13 protein-coding genes are annotated in these 14,878 nt (G+C 63.8%); 7 read left to right on the top strand and 6 right to left on the bottom strand.

Features of this window, described 5'->3' with window-relative positions:
- Positions 1–7: 7 nt before the first annotated feature.
- From ASD01_RS05220 to ASD01_RS05210, 3 genes are read left to right on the top strand one after another with little or no spacing between them, the layout of a single operon-like run.
- The gene (locus tag ASD01_RS05220) at positions 8–487 is read left to right on the top strand and encodes a carboxymuconolactone decarboxylase family protein (RefSeq protein WP_034787548.1); all 480 of its coding nucleotides are present in this window, start codon (positions 8–10) and stop codon (positions 485–487) included.
- Between the two features lie 56 nt (positions 488–543).
- Positions 544–1,296, top strand: a complete 753-nt coding sequence (locus ASD01_RS05215; protein WP_060517706.1) for an SDR family oxidoreductase — start codon at positions 544–546, stop codon at positions 1,294–1,296.
- A gap of 54 nt (positions 1,297–1,350) precedes the next feature.
- Positions 1,351–1,758 (top strand): cupin domain-containing protein, encoded by a 408-nt coding sequence (locus ASD01_RS05210; protein WP_060529000.1) that lies wholly within the window; start codon positions 1,351–1,353, stop codon positions 1,756–1,758.
- A 140-nt stretch (positions 1,759–1,898) separates the two neighbouring features.
- On the opposite strand, the gene ASD01_RS05205 is transcribed toward ASD01_RS05210, so the two are convergent.
- Positions 1,899–2,387, bottom strand: coding sequence for an RrF2 family transcriptional regulator (locus ASD01_RS05205; protein ID WP_034787539.1), 489 nt, complete (start codon positions 2,385–2,387; stop codon positions 1,899–1,901).
- Positions 2,388–2,502: 115 nt separating this feature from the next.
- Between ASD01_RS05205 and ASD01_RS05200 the strand changes: the two genes are divergently transcribed.
- Together ASD01_RS05200 and ASD01_RS05195 are read left to right on the top strand one after the other, a co-directional pair.
- A complete protein-coding gene (locus ASD01_RS05200) occupies positions 2,503–3,405 on the top strand; it encodes a M23 family metallopeptidase (RefSeq protein ID WP_060528999.1) in 903 nt (300 codons plus the stop codon).
- An 85-nt stretch (positions 3,406–3,490) separates the two neighbouring features.
- The gene (locus ASD01_RS05195) at positions 3,491–4,135 is read left to right on the top strand and encodes a LysE family translocator (RefSeq protein ID WP_060517700.1); all 645 of its coding nucleotides are present in this window, start codon (positions 3,491–3,493) and stop codon (positions 4,133–4,135) included.
- Between the two features lie 59 nt (positions 4,136–4,194).
- On the opposite strand, the gene ASD01_RS05190 is transcribed toward ASD01_RS05195, so the two are convergent.
- The gene (locus ASD01_RS05190; RefSeq protein ID WP_162250933.1) at positions 4,195–5,469 is read right to left on the bottom strand and encodes a GGDEF domain-containing protein; all 1,275 of its coding nucleotides are present in this window, start codon (positions 5,467–5,469) and stop codon (positions 4,195–4,197) included.
- Between the two features lie 187 nt (positions 5,470–5,656).
- Between ASD01_RS05190 and ASD01_RS05185 the strand changes: the two genes are divergently transcribed.
- Positions 5,657–6,226, top strand: a complete 570-nt coding sequence (locus tag ASD01_RS05185) for a methylated-DNA--[protein]-cysteine S-methyltransferase (RefSeq protein ID WP_060517696.1) — start codon at positions 5,657–5,659, stop codon at positions 6,224–6,226.
- Between the two features lie 130 nt (positions 6,227–6,356).
- Here the strand turns inward: ASD01_RS05185 and ASD01_RS05180 are convergent, their stop codons facing one another.
- The 4 genes from ASD01_RS05180 to ASD01_RS05165 all read right to left on the bottom strand — a co-directional run bounded on the left by ASD01_RS05180 (position 6,357) and on the right by ASD01_RS05165 (position 12,489).
- Positions 6,357–7,622 carry an alkyl sulfatase dimerization domain-containing protein gene (locus ASD01_RS05180; RefSeq protein WP_082572814.1) on the bottom strand — a complete coding sequence of 422 codons (1,266 nt, stop codon included), beginning with the start codon at positions 7,620–7,622 and terminating at the stop codon, positions 6,357–6,359.
- A 122-nt stretch (positions 7,623–7,744) separates the two neighbouring features.
- Positions 7,745–10,801: an AsmA family protein gene (locus ASD01_RS05175; RefSeq protein WP_060528997.1), complete on the bottom strand. Its 3,057-nt coding sequence runs from the start codon at positions 10,799–10,801 to the stop codon at positions 7,745–7,747.
- Positions 10,802–10,900: 99 nt separating this feature from the next.
- Positions 10,901–11,845 carry a DUF817 domain-containing protein gene (locus ASD01_RS05170; protein ID WP_060528996.1) on the bottom strand — a complete coding sequence of 315 codons (945 nt, stop codon included), beginning with the start codon at positions 11,843–11,845 and terminating at the stop codon, positions 10,901–10,903.
- Between the two features lie 161 nt (positions 11,846–12,006).
- Positions 12,007–12,489, bottom strand: a complete 483-nt coding sequence (locus ASD01_RS05165) for a hypothetical protein (protein ID WP_051659098.1) — start codon at positions 12,487–12,489, stop codon at positions 12,007–12,009.
- Positions 12,490–13,030: 541 nt separating this feature from the next.
- Here ASD01_RS05165 and ASD01_RS05160 point away from each other — a divergent pair.
- The gene (locus ASD01_RS05160) at positions 13,031–14,773 is read left to right on the top strand and encodes a hypothetical protein (protein ID WP_060517689.1); all 1,743 of its coding nucleotides are present in this window, start codon (positions 13,031–13,033) and stop codon (positions 14,771–14,773) included.
- Positions 14,774–14,878 lie beyond the last annotated feature (105 nt).

Below are 14,878 nucleotides of genomic sequence, written 5' to 3'. Positions count from 1 at the left end.
CAAAGCCATGACCCAGCGCCTCAACTACGCCCAGCAGTCACCCGAGTTCTTCAAGAAAATCTCCGACTTCAGCCTCAGCCTGAAGGACAGCGTCATCGAGCAGACAATCCGCGATCTCGTCAATCTGCGGGCTTCGCAGATCAACGGCTGCGCGTTCTGCGTCGACATGCATGTGAAGGAGGCGAAGATCCACGGCGAGAGCGAATTGCGCCTCTACCACGTGGCAATCTGGCGGGAATCGAACCTGTTTGCGCCGCGCGAACGCGCAGCACTTGCCTGGACCGAGGTGCTGACGAAATTGCCCGAGGGCGGCGTTCCGGACGAACTCTATGAGCGCGTGCGCGGCCAGCTTTCGGAAAAGGAGATCTCCGATCTGACCTTTTCCATCATGGCCATCAACGCCTGGAACCGCGTCAGCGTCGCGTTCAAGTCCGTGCCCGGTTCGGCCGACAAGCTCTATGGGCTCGACAAGGCCGGGCTCAACTGAGCCCGCAGCAACCGTCATGCACGGCGGCGCGATGGGCGCCGCCGATGGAGGATCCCATGAAAATCGTCATCATCGGCGGCACCGGCCTCATCGGTTCGAAGACGGTCGAACGCCTGCGCAAGCGCGGACACGAGGTGATTGCCGCCTCCCCGAACACCGGCGTCAATACGATCACGGAAGAGGGGCTCACCGAAGCGCTCAGCGGCTGCGAGGTCGTCGTCGACCTCGCCAACTCCCCCTCGTTCGAGGACAGGGCGGTGCTCGAATTCTTCGAGACGTCGGGCCGCAATCTGCTTGCCGCCGAAAAGGCTGCCGGCGTCAAACACCATATCGCGCTTTCCGTGGTCGGAACCGAGCGGCTGCAGGAAAGCGGCTACTTCCGCGGCAAGCTTGCGCAGGAAAAGCTGATCGAGGCCGGTGGCATCCCCTACACGATCGTGCACTCGACCCAGTTCATGGAGTTCCTGAGCGGGATCGCGCAATCGGGAACCGTCGGCGACCTCGTGCGTCTGTCGCCGGCCTATGTGCAGCCGATCGCGTCAGACGATGTTGCCGATGCCATGACCGACGTGGCGCTCGCCGATCCCGTCAACGGCACGATCGAGATTGCGGGTCCGGAGCGCTCGCGCCTCAGCGATCTCGTCGCCCGCTATCTCAGGGCGATGGGCGACAATCGCAAGGTCGAGCCGGACCGGGAGGCGCGCTATTTCGGCGCTCTGCTCGAGGACGGCTCGCTTGTTTCCGACAACAATCCCCGCCTCGGCCGCATCACCTTCGAAGAGTGGTTCGCAACGGCACCCCGCAAGTAACCGAACCGGAGGCGCGCGCGTCGCGCATCTCCCTCATCTGAAAGGATTTTCGACATGATCAAGTCTCTCCTCACCACCCTCGCCGTTACCGCAACCCTGTTCGGGACCGCCGTCGCCGGTGACGCTGCCAAGGTGACGCTCGTCTATGAGCATGAATTGCCGAACGTTCCGGACAAGAGCATTAAGGGCGTTCTGGTGGAATATGGGCCTGGCGGCTCGTCCGATGCGCACACCCATGCGAGCACGGCCTTCATCTATGCGACGGTGCTCGAAGGCTCGATCCTCAGCCAGGTCAATGATGGTCCAGTCAAGGAATACAAGGCCGGCGAGAGCTTCTCCGAGATGCCGGGCGACCGTCACGGCGTCAGCGCCAACGGCAGCAAGACCGCGCCCGCCAAGCTGCTGGCGGTCTTCGTCGTCGACACCGCCGAAAAGGAACTGACCTTTCCGATGACGAAGTGACGCCATGCCAAGGGCCGACTGCCGATCGCGCAGCCGGCCCTTCTTTCGGCCCAACCGTTGGGGCCAGCCAAGTTTGCCGAGCATCTGCCGGCGCAGGCCTATCTCTACGCTTCGCCTGCTGAAACCGCGGCCGGCGCCGCTCATCCGGCGCGTTCTAGCACCCAGGCAAAGCTTCGCTTCGAGAGATCGGCGGGAATTTCCTTCGAGAGGATTTCCATCAGGTCGGACAGGCGCACGCTTCGCAGCTTGTCGCGCCAGGCTTCGTCCGCCTCCCACATGATGCGCGCCACCGCACAGGGGGTCTCGTCGCAGTAACCAGGCGCCCGACAGGGATTGTTGGCCCGGATATTGGTACAGACGAAGGTGCGCGACCGGCCTTCGACCGCCTCGACGATATCGAGGAAAGTCAGTTCCGCCGGCGCTTTCGCCAGCCGGTAGCCTCCCGAAGGACCGAGGGTCGTGTGGACGAGGCCCGCCTGTGACAGGCTCTGCAGCGCCTTCGACAGATACTCCTTCGGAAGTCCGTGGAATTCGGCCAGCGCCTTGGTCGATAGGTAGCGGCCCTCGGGCAGGCCGGCGAGAATGGCGCAACAGTGCAACGCCCATTCGACTTGGCTCTTAAGGATCATACGCTCTAACGATCTTTTTTTCGTCCGGCAGATGCCGCCCGCGTCTATTAAGGACAAAAAATATCCCTATTTTTTCCCTGTGTAAACAGCGCCGTCAGGTGCAACAGGAGGGATCATGGTCGTTGTCGTCGGTTTTCTGCTTGTTCTCAGCATCCTGCTGCCGCTTGCCTTCATCTGGCGACTGTGGCGGCTGAATGAACCGACGCGGCTTGGCTGGCTGCTGGCGCTTGCAGAGACCGTCGTGCTGCTCACCCTGATCGGACTTCTCAACCGCTGGGACATCGCCGGCTTCTGGACCCGGGCGGCGCTGGCCGCGCTCGCGGTCGCGGCGTCTTTGGTTTCGTTGCCCCGACATTGGCGCCGGCCCTGGCTGTCGCTGGATCGCGGAGCATTGGCGCGCAGCCTGGTGCCGACCGTAGCCTCTCTTTTCGTCTTCGGTGCAGCACTCGCCTATGTCGCCTGGGGCATCGGCTCGCAGCACGGTCCGCACGGGCTATCGTTTCCGCTGGCCGGTGGTCGCTTCGTCGTCGCTCAGGGCGGCGGCATCGGCGTGCTCAATCATCACAGCGATCACCCGGTGCAACGGCATGCCCTCGACATCACGGCGATCGGCGACGCCGGCTTCCGGGCGTTCGGCCTGCTACCTAGGGATCCCGCTGACTATGCCATCTTCGGCAAGACCGTCGTCAGCCCGTGCGAGGGAGAGATCGTCGCGGCAGTGGATGGGCTGCCCGACCTGCCCCCGCCCGAGGCGGATCGGGGCAACCCGGCTGGAAACCACGTGATCGTTGCCTGCGACGGCATGCGGGTGGAACTGGCGCATCTGCGCAAGGGGAGCGTGACCGCCTTGATCGGGGCGCGGGTTCTCGCCGGCGATCCGATCGGCGCTGTCGGCAACTCTGGCAACAGCACGGAGCCGCATCTGCACATTCATGCCGTCGATGCCGGATCCGGAAAGGCTGTTCAACTGTCCTTCGACGGGCGTGTTCCTTCCCGCAACGCGCAATTCGCCAGGTGAGAACCGATGCGTGGTTGAGCGGGCGGTGCTTTACACGTTCGATCTGAACGGCCAAAGATAGGCCGCTCACGGGAGGAGCTCGTTCATGGACATCAGCACCATGGCTGCCTTTGCGGCCGTCACCTTCATCGCGGTGGTCACGCCCGGCCCGGACGTGATCCTGGCGATGGCCAATGGCTCTCGTTTCGGCATGAAAAAGGCGGTTGCCGGGATGATCGGCGTGCTCCTTTCCGACTTCTTCCTGATCGCCGCCGTGGCAGCCGGCCTCGGCGCCATCCTTGCCGCGTCGGAGTTCTGGTTCTCGGTCGTCAAATATGCGGGTGCCGGCTATCTCGCCTGGCTCGGCTACAAGATGCTTCGGCCCGGTAGAGCCGAGAAAGCGGAAACGCAAGGCGCCGAAAACGGCGATCTCGTTCGCACGGAATCCGCGCTTGCGATCTGCCGCCACAGCATGATCGTGGCCATCACCAACCCCAAGGCCTACCTGTTCTTCTCCGCACTGCTGCCGCAGTTCATCAACCCGGCCGCGCCGCAACTGCCGCAGTTCCTGGCGCTTACCGCCGTGTTCACCGTCGTCGAGTTTGCCGTCATGTTCGGTTACGCTCTTGTCGGCTTCAAGACGACGCAGTTTGCCGCCTCGTCGATGCGGCGCTGGATGGAACGAGGCTGCGGCGGCGCCTTGCTTGTCTCGGCTGCCTCGCTCGCGCTGGTAAAGCGCGTCAACGGCTAGGCGGCGGGTCGCGATAGCGGGGTGCCCGGCCGATCGTTCGTTTTCGGGATGCGGAAGGTTCAGGAGCCGGTGGGCCGCCGTGTCGCAGCACTGATTCTGGCAGGGCTCAATGATAGAAGCGTCGCCGCCGTTTCGGCGGGTGCGATCGAGCCCGCTGCAAACTGCGGCACGCCCGACGGATCTTCCGACCAAACGCTGTTTCTGCCGGCGGCCTTCGCGGCATAAAGCGCGGCGTCGGCGGCGGAAATGATCGCGTGCACATCCTCGTGCCGGTCGGCAAAGGCAATGCCGATGCTGACCGTTGCCGACAGCACGCCCTTGGTCGTGCTCAGCCGGCGCGCTTCGAGCGCGGTGCGAATGCTGTCGGCAATGGCGATCGCGTCGGCGCGATCCGCCTGCGGGAGGCAGGCGGCGAATTCTTCCCCGCCCATGCGCGCGATCAGGGCGTCACGCGGCACGGCCTTCGAGAGGATCCCGGCAAATTCCACGAGCACCTGGTCGCCCACCGCATGGCCGTAGCGATCGTTGATCACCTTGAAGTGGTCTATGTCGAGATAGAGCAGTGCTCCCTTGGCCGGTTGCGTGGCGAGATGGGTCTCCAGCTGCGCAAGGAACGAACGGCGGTTCGGCACACCCGTCAGCGCGTCGGTCTCCGAGGCGAGCTTGTAGCGTTGCTGGGTTCGCTCCTTGACCATGGCGAAGAAGGCGAAGCCACCGGCGAGGCTGTGAAAAAACAGCTCGAAGGTCAGCAACTGGTACCAGAGCGGCTGCGAAGTTCCCGCGGCCGTGTTGCCGGCGAGCGGCCAGATCAGGATCAGCGGGATGCGGGCGAGATAGAGCAGGCCATGGGTGGCGAACACGAAGGCGACGATGTAGGAGCTCGGGAGCTTGCGGAAATTCTCCGAGCGGAAGATCTCGTGCGCGATCAGCGCCGAATAGGCGAAGATCAGGATCGAGTAGAGCACGATCCGGCTTGTGACGCTCTCGCGAACATAGTCTGAAGAATAGGTGACGACGATCCACAGGAGCGGCCCGACGAGCGCGGAGGCGATCTTGAGCGGCTGATTGTCAAAGGCGCGCAAGCCCAGCCAGATCATCGCGAGCCCCAGCACCGCGAGCGCGTTGCCGAGCGAGATGGTGATGAAGTTGTAGCCGTCGCCGCGCAGCGTCAACAGGACGAAGCCGACTGCGCCGATGGCGAAGGCCAAGGACCACAGAAGCAGTTCGAGGCTTTTGCGCTCCTGCCGCCAGGCAAAACCGAAGAAAGCGGCGAAGATCACCAGCGTTACGAACGAACTGAGCATGATCGTCGGGGTATGCAGGATGTCCACCATCGTCTCCTGATGTTCGCGCGAAACCATGCCCGACAAGCGTAAAGCTTTCGCAAATGACGGCATTTGGTGGCGTGCGCGGCTCCGGGCAATCTGTGCCAAAACGGCGGTCGCGTAGGCAGGAAACGGGTTGAATTCGGCGGCGTCCTGCACGATTTTTGAGGGAGGCGTACAAGTGGAGGCGAGGCCGATGGGTCAGGCGATGCATCGTTATTTCATCTTTGAGACCGCGGCCGGTTTCTGCGGCATCGCCTGGAACGATGTCGGCATCACGCGCTTTCAACTGCCGACCGGCACGCTAGAGGCGACCGAGCGGCTGTTGCTGCGGCGGCTGCCTTCCAGCGAGGCGTCGGAGCCGACGCCGGTAATCCGGGCGGCGGTGGAAGCCGTGCGGCACTACTTCGAGGGCAGGGAGGTCGATTTCTCCGGCTTCGCGGTGGATCTGCAAGGCCAGGATGAATTTTTCCTGCGCATCTATGCGGCCGCGCGGGCGCTGCGCTGGGGCCAGACCACGACCTATGGCGCGCTTGCCAAGGAACTGGGCGTCGGGCCGGAAGCAGCACGCGATGTTGGCCAGGCCATGGCGAAGAACCCGGTATCGCTGATCATCCCCTGCCACCGGGTGCTGGCCGCCGGCGGCAAGATCGGCGGGTTTTCAGCGCCGGGCGGTTCGACCACCAAGACGCGCATGCTCGAACTGGAAGGCGTCCATTTGGAGGAGCAACAGGCCAAGCCCGCACAGCAGTCTTTCGGCTTCTGAGGTGAGGCTGCTCCAGCGCGTGGCGCCTAAAGCCTGTCGCGTCACAAAGGATTCACACGCCAGACTGTAAGCTCTTGTTTTTATGCGTCTCGTTGCCGCAAAACCGATGCACAGTTTTGCGCGACATGCATTAGCCTTTGGAGCGCTGCTCGGCCTCGCGTGCGTAAACCGCGAGGAAGGCCTTCCCCATCAGCGAATTCTCGTTCTCGATGCTCTTTCGCAGGACCGCGGCCCGAATTGCCTGAATGGCCCGGTCGTCGGGTGCGGCTGCGCTGGCGAATTCCACGAGTTGCACCGCGAGGCGAAAATTCCCAGCCTCCGATAGGTGCGTGGCCCGCTCCGCAAGCTTTTCGGCGCCGCCGGCAAGAGCGGCCAGTTCCGATGCGAGATCGGCAGTCCTCGGCGGCTTGAGATGGGCCGCGTCACCATCGAACCAGCCGGCATAGAAGTGATAGATGCCGCGGACGAGGAATTCCGGGTCGTCGTATTTCGCTGCCAGATAGGGCTTGCCCAGATATGCCTCGGGCACCTTCACCGCATGCAGAACCGCGTCGAGGCTGGCGCCCCTGTTGAGGAGCGCGAGCGTTTCACGCACGAGATGCTCGAGCGCCTCTGCCCCGTGGCGCAGCATCTCGGCCGCGCGCTCTTCGCCAAAGACGACCGGACCGTGACCGGGAATGAGGACCGCCGGAGCGAGCGCCTCCATCCGCCGAAGTGCCGTCGCCCAATCGGCTGCATAACGCTGCACCTTGCGCGGATTGCCGGCGTTCGGAAACACCCAGATGACGAAATCGCCGCTCGCAAGGACACGTCGTTCCGGTAGCCAGACGAACGTGGCATCGTCGGTTTCGCCTCTGCCGTGAAAAAGTTCGATCCGCTCGCCACCGACGGACAGTGACAGGGTATCGTCATAGACCGCGTCCGGTCGCCGCTGACCGATTGGGTAGATGTAGCCCGGTTTGTTGAACTGCTGGCTCTGCGCGATGCTGTTGTAGCCATGCGAAGCCTCGTAGCGCTCCATCCGCCGCTTCACGTTGCGGTGGGCGACGATCCGCGGGCGCGCTAGCCCACGCGCATCCGCTTCCTGGTCGATAGCCGTGATCCCGCTGGTATGGTCGATATGGCCATGCGTGAAGATGACGGTGTGTATGGGGCTGTCGTCCCAGGAGCGTATGACGTCGAGGGTCGGCTTTGCCGTTTCCGGCTTCGCGGTGTCGATCAGGACCAGACCTTCGCTGGTACGGATGGCCGTCACGCTGCCGCAGAAATAGGTCGTGTGGACGGTGATGATGTTGTCGGCGACATGGGTGATGGCGCCGTGCGAGACCGCGGCGGTCCATTCTTCCATCTGAGCCGTGCCGTCCCACAGACGCTCGAACAACGGGTCGTGTCTCATGGTCTTTCTGTCCTCGAAGCAATCGCCGACAGCTTTAGCATTGCCGGCCGTGGTTGGAAGCCGGCACGTGTGGTCTTGTGGACATGCCTCAGGTTTTGGGCTGCATCATCTGAGACGCTCGCTCATTGAAGAAGCTTGAACAGCTTTCCCAAAGTGCCGCTGTCCTGCGCCGGCGGCTCGGCTTCTGCAGCGGGTTGCTGCTCCGGCTGCGGCGTTTCCGGCGCCGGCTGTTCGGCAGCCGTGTCGGGCGGAACTTGCCCATCGACGGGCGGTGCCGCCTCGGGCTCGGTGCCGCCACCGCCGATGATCTGCTCGATGGAGAGCTCGCTGCCTTCGTCCTTCGGCTGCTTGCCGATCGCACCGCTGAGGATGTCGCGAAGCTTTCCTCCCTTGCCGTCCCCGGACAGAAGCTCATCGAGCCCCAGCTTGCCGGTCGGCAATCCGAGCTTCTTCAAGGTCGAAAGCGCGGCATCGGGGTTTTTCAAAAGGCCCGAAAGGTCGGGATAGATGCGCGGAGCGGCAAACGACCCTTCGATGACGACGGGCACGCCGATGCCTTCGGTGGCGATGTCGGCGCCCTGGCCCTGCAAGGATGCGACCACGCGCGGATCGAGGCGGAAGTTCAACTGGTCCTCCGGTAGGTTTGCCTCGCCTTTGCCGCTCATCCGCACGAGGGGGCCGACGAGCTTGATGTCGTCGGTGCGCGCAATTCCGTTCTCGATGGCAAAGGATGCCCCGAGTTCGGTAAAGCCGGTCGCCTTGTTGTCGTTCTGCTTGAAGCCGGAGGACATCAGGCCGACGAGATTGTTGTAGACGTCGGCAACGTCGATCCCGCGAATGGCGCCGTCGGAGAAACGGACCTCAGCCGTGCCCTTGAGCGATCGCTTGAGCGTGCCGGTCGTGCCGCCGGCGCCTGCAATGTCGAACGTCGTCTGCAGCGCGCCTTCGAGATGCTTGAAGTTTGCAAGGTCGGTGAGCAGTGGTGCGGCCGAGGCGCCCGATATCGAGGCCTTCACGGCGATAGACGGCTCCGTGCCGGATCCGTCGGCGGTCAGGCTCGCGGCCACCTGGCCGCCATAGAAGGGGCTATCCGGAATGTCGAGGTTCGCGATGCCCTCGGAGATCTTCAGGGAGGTTGCGACCGGCCCGGCGACGACGCGGCCGTAGGCGAGTTTTTCGGCATCGACCTTGATGGAGGCATCGATGGAGCGAAGAGCGGACAGATCCAGCGGAGCATCCGTTGCAGGGCCACCACTCGCTTTGCTTTTGGCCTTCGCCTGCGGCGCGGCCGAAGGCGCGCCGGCCAGCCGCGCGAGGTCTAGTTCCTTGAAATGGAGCGCGCTCGAAATTTTGAGCGGTGTCCCGAGTTCGACCGCGCCATTGCCGCTTCCTTCGACCCCGTTGACCGAGAGCGTGGCCTTCTGGAATGCGAGGCCCGCAGCGCTTGCCTTCACGTCGCCATTGAAGGCGAATTGCGTGATGCCGCCCGCGTCGGCCTGACCGATCCAGGCAAGAAGCGCTCGCAGGTCTGCGGCCGCGAAGTTCAGCTTGCCGGCGTAGCTGCCCGCAAGCGCCGCCTTGCCATCCAGCGCAAGCGTCGCTTCCTTCGTGCGCAGGTCGAGCTTCAGCGGGATGTCGCCCGCACGGGCATTGGCGTTCATGAGCAGGTCGCGGATCGGTAGGGTAAGATCGATCTCGGCCGGTTTGCCGCGCCACTCAAGGCTGCCCGCAAGACGCATTGGCTTGGTCAGGCCCTCGATCTTGAGGGCGAGTTTCTTTGCCTTCACCTCGGCCATGGCCGGATCGGCGATGCCGGGAATGACGATGGTCGCGTCACGCAGGCTTGCGCCGCCGGTCACGTTGATCGTCTTGCGCACAGAGTTCGCGCTTAGTCCGCGAAACGCGAAGGCCGTGTCCATCGTCACGGTTCCCGACAGCGGTACCGATTGGCCGGCCAGAGCCGCGAGTTTGGAAACGTCGAGCCCGTTGCTGACGACGCGGCCATGGAAAATCGGCTCGGCGGCGCCGACGTCGGCGGCGAGATCGGCGGCAACACTGCCGGCGTCGATGCCGAGATGCTCGAGCCGCCCGGTCAACTGCCCGTCCTTGAGGGTCGCCGTCAGCGCGACGTCGGATGCGGAAATGTCACCAACGGCAAGGGCGCCGACATTGACGCTGATATCGGCGTCAAAACCGGCCAGCGCCTGCAGGCCTGCAGCTGCCTTGGCCTTGTCCGTCCGGCCTGCCGGTTCCTCGGGCTGCGAGGAGGATGCGGCCGTCTCGCCGTCATCGAGAAATGCGCTCAGATCCAGCCGCTCGGCGTTGAGGTCGGCGAGGAACCGCGGGCGGCTGCCCGGCACGAACAGCGCGTCGAGCCCGAGCGCTTCGTCGCCGATCGTAAGCTTGCCGCCGCGGATCTGGTATCCGCCGTTGGCATTCAGCGCCACCTGGCCGCTGGCGGTCAGTTCGGTGAGCCCGGCCGCAAGCTGGGGCTCGGCCTCCAGGGAAAGGCTGAGTTCGGCAGGCTTGTGCTCGAGCAGCGGACGCAAAGGCGAAACGGCAAGCGTGACATCGTAGCGCCGGCCATCGACGCCGGCGCCGGCCGAGAGCGACAATTCGCCATCGATATCCGGAACGGCGAGCGTAAGATCGAGATCGCTGACGACGTCGACCGAACCGCCGGCGCCCTCCTGCCGCAGCGTTCCCTCGCTGATCGAGATCTTGTCGATGGCGCTTTTCTCGAGGAAGGCGACGAGGGCGGCGAGCGGATCGCGCGTTTCGCCCGTGCTCGCCTGTCCCGCCTCAGCTCCCCCGTCTTGCGCAGCCGCTGCGGCCTCTGCCTTCGGCCGCAGCGCCACGACCGGGCGTACAAGCCTTACTTCCCTCACGTGCAGGCGGTCGGACCATAGCGAGGAGAGCGTCACGGAGCCCGCGACTTCGCCGATCTCGGCGGTCATGCCGTCGGCATCGAGCGAGACGTTTTCGGCCACCACCGCCAGATGCGGGACGACGGAAAGTCTGACCGGGCCGTTGAGCGCGATCGCGCTGTCGGTCGCGTTCGAGAGTTGCCGTCCCAGTTCGGCGCGCATCCAGTCGCTCGAAACGAAGCTGGGCAGGATCATGACTGAAACGACAGCGAGGACGCCGAGCGCCAGCAGGCAAAGAAAGAAACGCCGCATGTTTCCCCTCGTTGCGAAAGCGATTGATTCGGTATCGTTTTCCAGCGCGCGCCGTTTTGCAACTCCTGGGGCGATCTGCCTTCTCGTCGTACGGTTGCGCTATCGCGCGCCGACACCCTTTCCGGCGACGGCTGCATCGCCCATCTCGACGGCTGTACTCTCGGCCACGGCTGCTGGAGCGGCGACCGCGCGCGGACGATGCACGAGCGTGACCAGCACGAACGACAGGATCATCAGCAGATACCAGGCGCCGAGCTTTTGCGCGGAGACCAGCGTCCAGCCGGCATGCTGCGAGGGATAGATCCAGGCCCGCGACCAGGTGCCGATGTTTTCGGCGAACCAGATGAAGAGGGCGACCAGCAGGAAGCCCACGAGCAGCGGCATGCGGTGGCGAAAGCGGAAGACGCGATAATGCACCGTGGTGCGAAGGAAGAGGATCGCAGTCAATCCGAACAGCGCGTAGCGAAGGTCGATGATGTAGTGGTGGCTGAAGAAGTTGACATAGATGGCAAGGGCCAAAAGCAGGGTCGCGATGAGCGGCGGATAGTTGCTGTAGCGCATGTCGAGAATGCGGGTCACGCGCGCCAGATAGGAGCCGACGGCGGCATACATGAAGCCCGAAAACAAAGGCACGCCGCCGATGCGGAAGAAGCTTGGCTCCGGATAGATCCACGAGCCGACGGAGGTCTTGAAGATTTCCATCAGCGTGCCGACGACGTGGAAGATCAGGATGACCTTGGCCTCGGCGATGGTCTCGAGCTTGAAGACGAGCAGTGAGATCTGGATGGCGATGGCGCTCAGGAACAGGAAGTCGTAGCGGGCGAGACCACTGCCTTCGGGCCAGTAGAGTTTCGTTGCCAGCATCAGGGCCAGCATCGCGCCGCCGAAGAGGCAGGCGAAGGCCTGCTTGATGCCGAACACCAGAAATTCGGTCAGGCCGCCAAGGAAGCCGCTTGCCGGAAGCCGGTCGAGCACGCCATGCGCCGCAGCGTCGATGCGCACCTCAAGGCTCGTAAACCGCCTCTCCTCGGGTTGTCCAACCATCCGCATCGCCTCCTGCTGCCGTCGCTGCTGCGATGGCCTGACAATGCGGTTGAATTGTGGATGGCTGGAAACCGGGCCGTGTGGAGGTGGCTGCCGCGCATCCGCCACCAGCGGCGGCAGCAGGATTGCGGCATGCCGTCGTCTGCGCTCGTGGCGGGTGATCAGCGCGGGAAGGCGTAGCGGTCGACGATCGCCCAGATTTCCCGGTTGACCTCCTGCAGCTGCTCGATCACCTCGTTGATCCGCGCGATCTCCGCCTCGTTGATCTGCTCGATCTTGCCGTACTTGATCGTGTCCTTGCTGTCGAAGATCGCCATCAGTTGCGTGCTCGCCTGGTCGCCGGTTTCGTCGAAGGAATAGATGCAGTGGCTGTATTTGTTGCGGAGTTTTGCCTGCCGGCCAAGCTGTTGGGTAATCGAAAGAATTTCTTGCCGCTGCGCGGCAGGCGTCTTTCCCATCTTGGTCAGCCGCTCGACGAGTTCGATGCGGGCCCGCGTCGTGTTCAGCGTCAGGAAGATGACGATCGCGGTTTCCTTGTCGACCCGGGCGAGGCCGGCGATGAGGTAGATGAGCAAACTCTCCGTATTCGTCCACGTGTAGTTGAGTTGTCCGATTAAGAGGAGGATTTCGTGAAATCTTGCCATGGGCCTTCCAGTGCTCGCCGGTTGCCAAATGCCACACCACTGCTCGTCAGAATACTGCATTCCTGCGTCCAGTAAATTCGTTCTGACGATGGTCGCGCAGGCCCGGAAATGCGGCGCTCGGGCCCTCTCCGGCGCGTGGCCAGCCGTCGGGTGACGGCCATATTTTGCCTAGCCCACGGGTGAAGGTTTCTGCGTCTCGTCGCTAGCCCGCGAAGGTTAGCCCGAACTGACAACTTACAATGCGTGTCGGTTTTAGACAGAGTCTCCTCTGCAACCGGCGAGCAGGACGCACTCAGGCCCCCTTTGGGCAAGCTCTGCATCGAATGGAATACCCAGTTGGGAACCTGTTCCGGTCCTCTCGACCAAGTAAGGGGAGAGGCAACAAAAGCGATCAAAGTATCGACAGATGGGCGACTAGGCGCCCGGAGGAAAACACCGTTACTGAGTTCAACAAGTCCAACACGTAGCCCGCGCATGGCCCAAATCCGCGTAAGAGAAGAATGCGGCTCGGCTGTCGCGGCCTCAACTCGAGGTAATCGTCATGAGTAAGGACAAGAATATCCTGTGGCCATGGGATGACAGCCAGTCTCAAGATCAAGACCAGGGACAAGGACAGGGCCAGGGTCAGGGACAATTGCAGGCGGAGCTGCAAGGCCAGCTTCAGGGACAGGGACAAGGCCAGGGCCAGGGGCAAGACCAGGGACAGGGCCAGGACCAAGGTCAGGGCCAGGATCAGGGACAATCGCAGTACAGCGAGTCCTACAACGGCAATCTCAACGGCAACGGCAACCTCAATGGTAACGGCAACGCCAATGCCAACGGGAACGGCAACCTGAACGGCAACGGCAATGCCAACCTGAACGGCAATGGCAACGCCAACCTGAACGGCAATGGCAACGCCAACCTCAATGCCAACCTCAACGAAAACAGCACCCATGTCGACGTCGACAGCAAGACGACCGTCGACGTGGACGTCGATCTCGACCTGAGCGGCTACAAGCCGTCCGACGACGACTTTGCCGATATCGACAACTCCTCGATCCACGGCATGGCGAACACGAGCTTCAAGGACATCCTGAACGGCTCGATGAACGGCAACAGCAACGTTGCCAACGTGTTCAGCCAGAACGCCATCATGTCGGATGACGACAGCGCCTCTGACATCAACAACAGCGGCACGCTTAACCAGAACGGCAACGCCAATGCCGGCGACGCCCGCTCGGGCGACGGCATTCAGGCCGGCGCAGACGGTGGTGAAGGCGGAAGCAAGGCCTATGCCAACGGTGGCGACGGCGGCGATGGCGGCCATAGCGTTGGTGGCTTCGCGGGCGCTGGCGACGGCGATGGCGGCGACGCAGACAACAATGCCGATGCGACCGGCGGTGCCGGCCTTGGCGGCATTGCAGCCAGTGTTGGCGTTGGCGGCGGCAGCTCCAGCGGTGACGCAAATGGCGGTACGGCGACAGCCGGTGCCGGTGGTGCCGGTGGTGCCGGCCTCGGCGTCGGCCTCGGTCTCGGTGTCGGCCTTGGTGTCGGCGCGGCAGCCGGCGGCGACGGCGGCAGCAATGGTGCCGGCAACGGTGGCACAAGTGGCGACGTCACGAGCGGCCCGGCAGGATCTTCGGATGCAGGTGACGGCGGCGATGCCGGCGGCTTCATCCTTCCAATCCTGAACCTCGGTGGCGACGGTGGCGACAGCAACGGTGGCAACAGCGTAGCGGTTGGCGATACCGGCAGTGCTGACGGTGGTGATGCCGGCGATGCCGGCGACGGCGGCGGCGCTTTGGGTGCTGGTCTTGGCGCGGGTGCTGGCTTCGGCGCCGGTGCAGGCGTCGGCGGTGCCGGCGGCGGTGGTGGCGATGCCTATGCCGGTGGCGGCTCTACGGGTGACTCGACCGGTGGTGACGGTACCGGTGGTGCAGCGACCGGTGGTCACGGCCTCGGCGGCCTCGCGCTCACGGGTTCGTGGGCAGCCGGCGGCGACGGTGGCGATGCCTACGGTGGCCATGCACTCGGTGGTGCCGGCGGTGCCGGCGGCGCGGGTGGCTTCGCGACGAACGGTGATGGCGGTGCGGGTGGCAGCGCCGGCATGTGGGGCTCGTACAATGGTGACGACAGCTTCGTCGAAGGGCTCTCCTCGGCTTCGGCAGACGCAGTTATCGACACCAACGCCTTCAACCAGCAGATCGTGCTCGGCGCGAACCTGCAGGGCAACACGATCGACATGACGGTCGTCGGTGGTGATTACACGACCACTGCCGTCGGCGACGACGACAACACCTGATCGGTGAGGGGGCGTCGATCCGCGTCTCGCGGGATCGACCCGAGAATGACTGCGCGGGAAGCTCTCGCGCAGTCAGGCACGACCCGCCAAGCCGGCGGGGACTGC

Source organism: Ensifer sp. Root423 (assembly GCF_001426275.1).
Lineage (GTDB): Bacteria > Pseudomonadota > Alphaproteobacteria > Rhizobiales > Rhizobiaceae > Ensifer > Ensifer adhaerens.
Note: the sequence above shows the minus strand (reverse complement) of the source record. Positions and strands in the feature narration are given on the sequence as shown.

Excerpts from the sequence above, each read along its gene's own strand:
- ASD01_RS05220 (WP_034787548.1), top strand. The coding sequence starts at position 8 with ATGACCCAGCGCCTCAACTACGCCCAGCAGTCACCCGAGTTCTTCAAG.
- ASD01_RS05215 (WP_060517706.1), top strand. The coding sequence starts at position 544 with ATGAAAATCGTCATCATCGGCGGCACCGGCCTCATCGGTTCGAAGACG.
- ASD01_RS05210 (WP_060529000.1), top strand. The coding sequence starts at position 1,351 with ATGATCAAGTCTCTCCTCACCACCCTCGCCGTTACCGCAACCCTGTTC.
- ASD01_RS05205 (WP_034787539.1), bottom strand. The coding sequence starts at position 2,387 with ATGATCCTTAAGAGCCAAGTCGAATGGGCGTTGCACTGTTGCGCCATT.
- ASD01_RS05200 (WP_060528999.1), top strand. The coding sequence starts at position 2,503 with ATGGTCGTTGTCGTCGGTTTTCTGCTTGTTCTCAGCATCCTGCTGCCG.
- ASD01_RS05195 (WP_060517700.1), top strand. The coding sequence starts at position 3,491 with ATGGACATCAGCACCATGGCTGCCTTTGCGGCCGTCACCTTCATCGCG.
- ASD01_RS05190 (WP_162250933.1), bottom strand. The coding sequence starts at position 5,469 with ATGGTGGACATCCTGCATACCCCGACGATCATGCTCAGTTCGTTCGTA.
- ASD01_RS05185 (WP_060517696.1), top strand. The coding sequence starts at position 5,657 with ATGGGTCAGGCGATGCATCGTTATTTCATCTTTGAGACCGCGGCCGGT.
- ASD01_RS05180 (WP_082572814.1), bottom strand. The coding sequence starts at position 7,622 with ATGAGACACGACCCGTTGTTCGAGCGTCTGTGGGACGGCACGGCTCAG.
- ASD01_RS05175 (WP_060528997.1), bottom strand. The coding sequence starts at position 10,801 with ATGCGGCGTTTCTTTCTTTGCCTGCTGGCGCTCGGCGTCCTCGCTGTC.
- ASD01_RS05170 (WP_060528996.1), bottom strand. The coding sequence starts at position 11,845 with ATGGTTGGACAACCCGAGGAGAGGCGGTTTACGAGCCTTGAGGTGCGC.
- ASD01_RS05165 (WP_051659098.1), bottom strand. The coding sequence starts at position 12,489 with ATGGCAAGATTTCACGAAATCCTCCTCTTAATCGGACAACTCAACTAC.
- ASD01_RS05160 (WP_060517689.1), top strand. The coding sequence starts at position 13,031 with ATGAGTAAGGACAAGAATATCCTGTGGCCATGGGATGACAGCCAGTCT.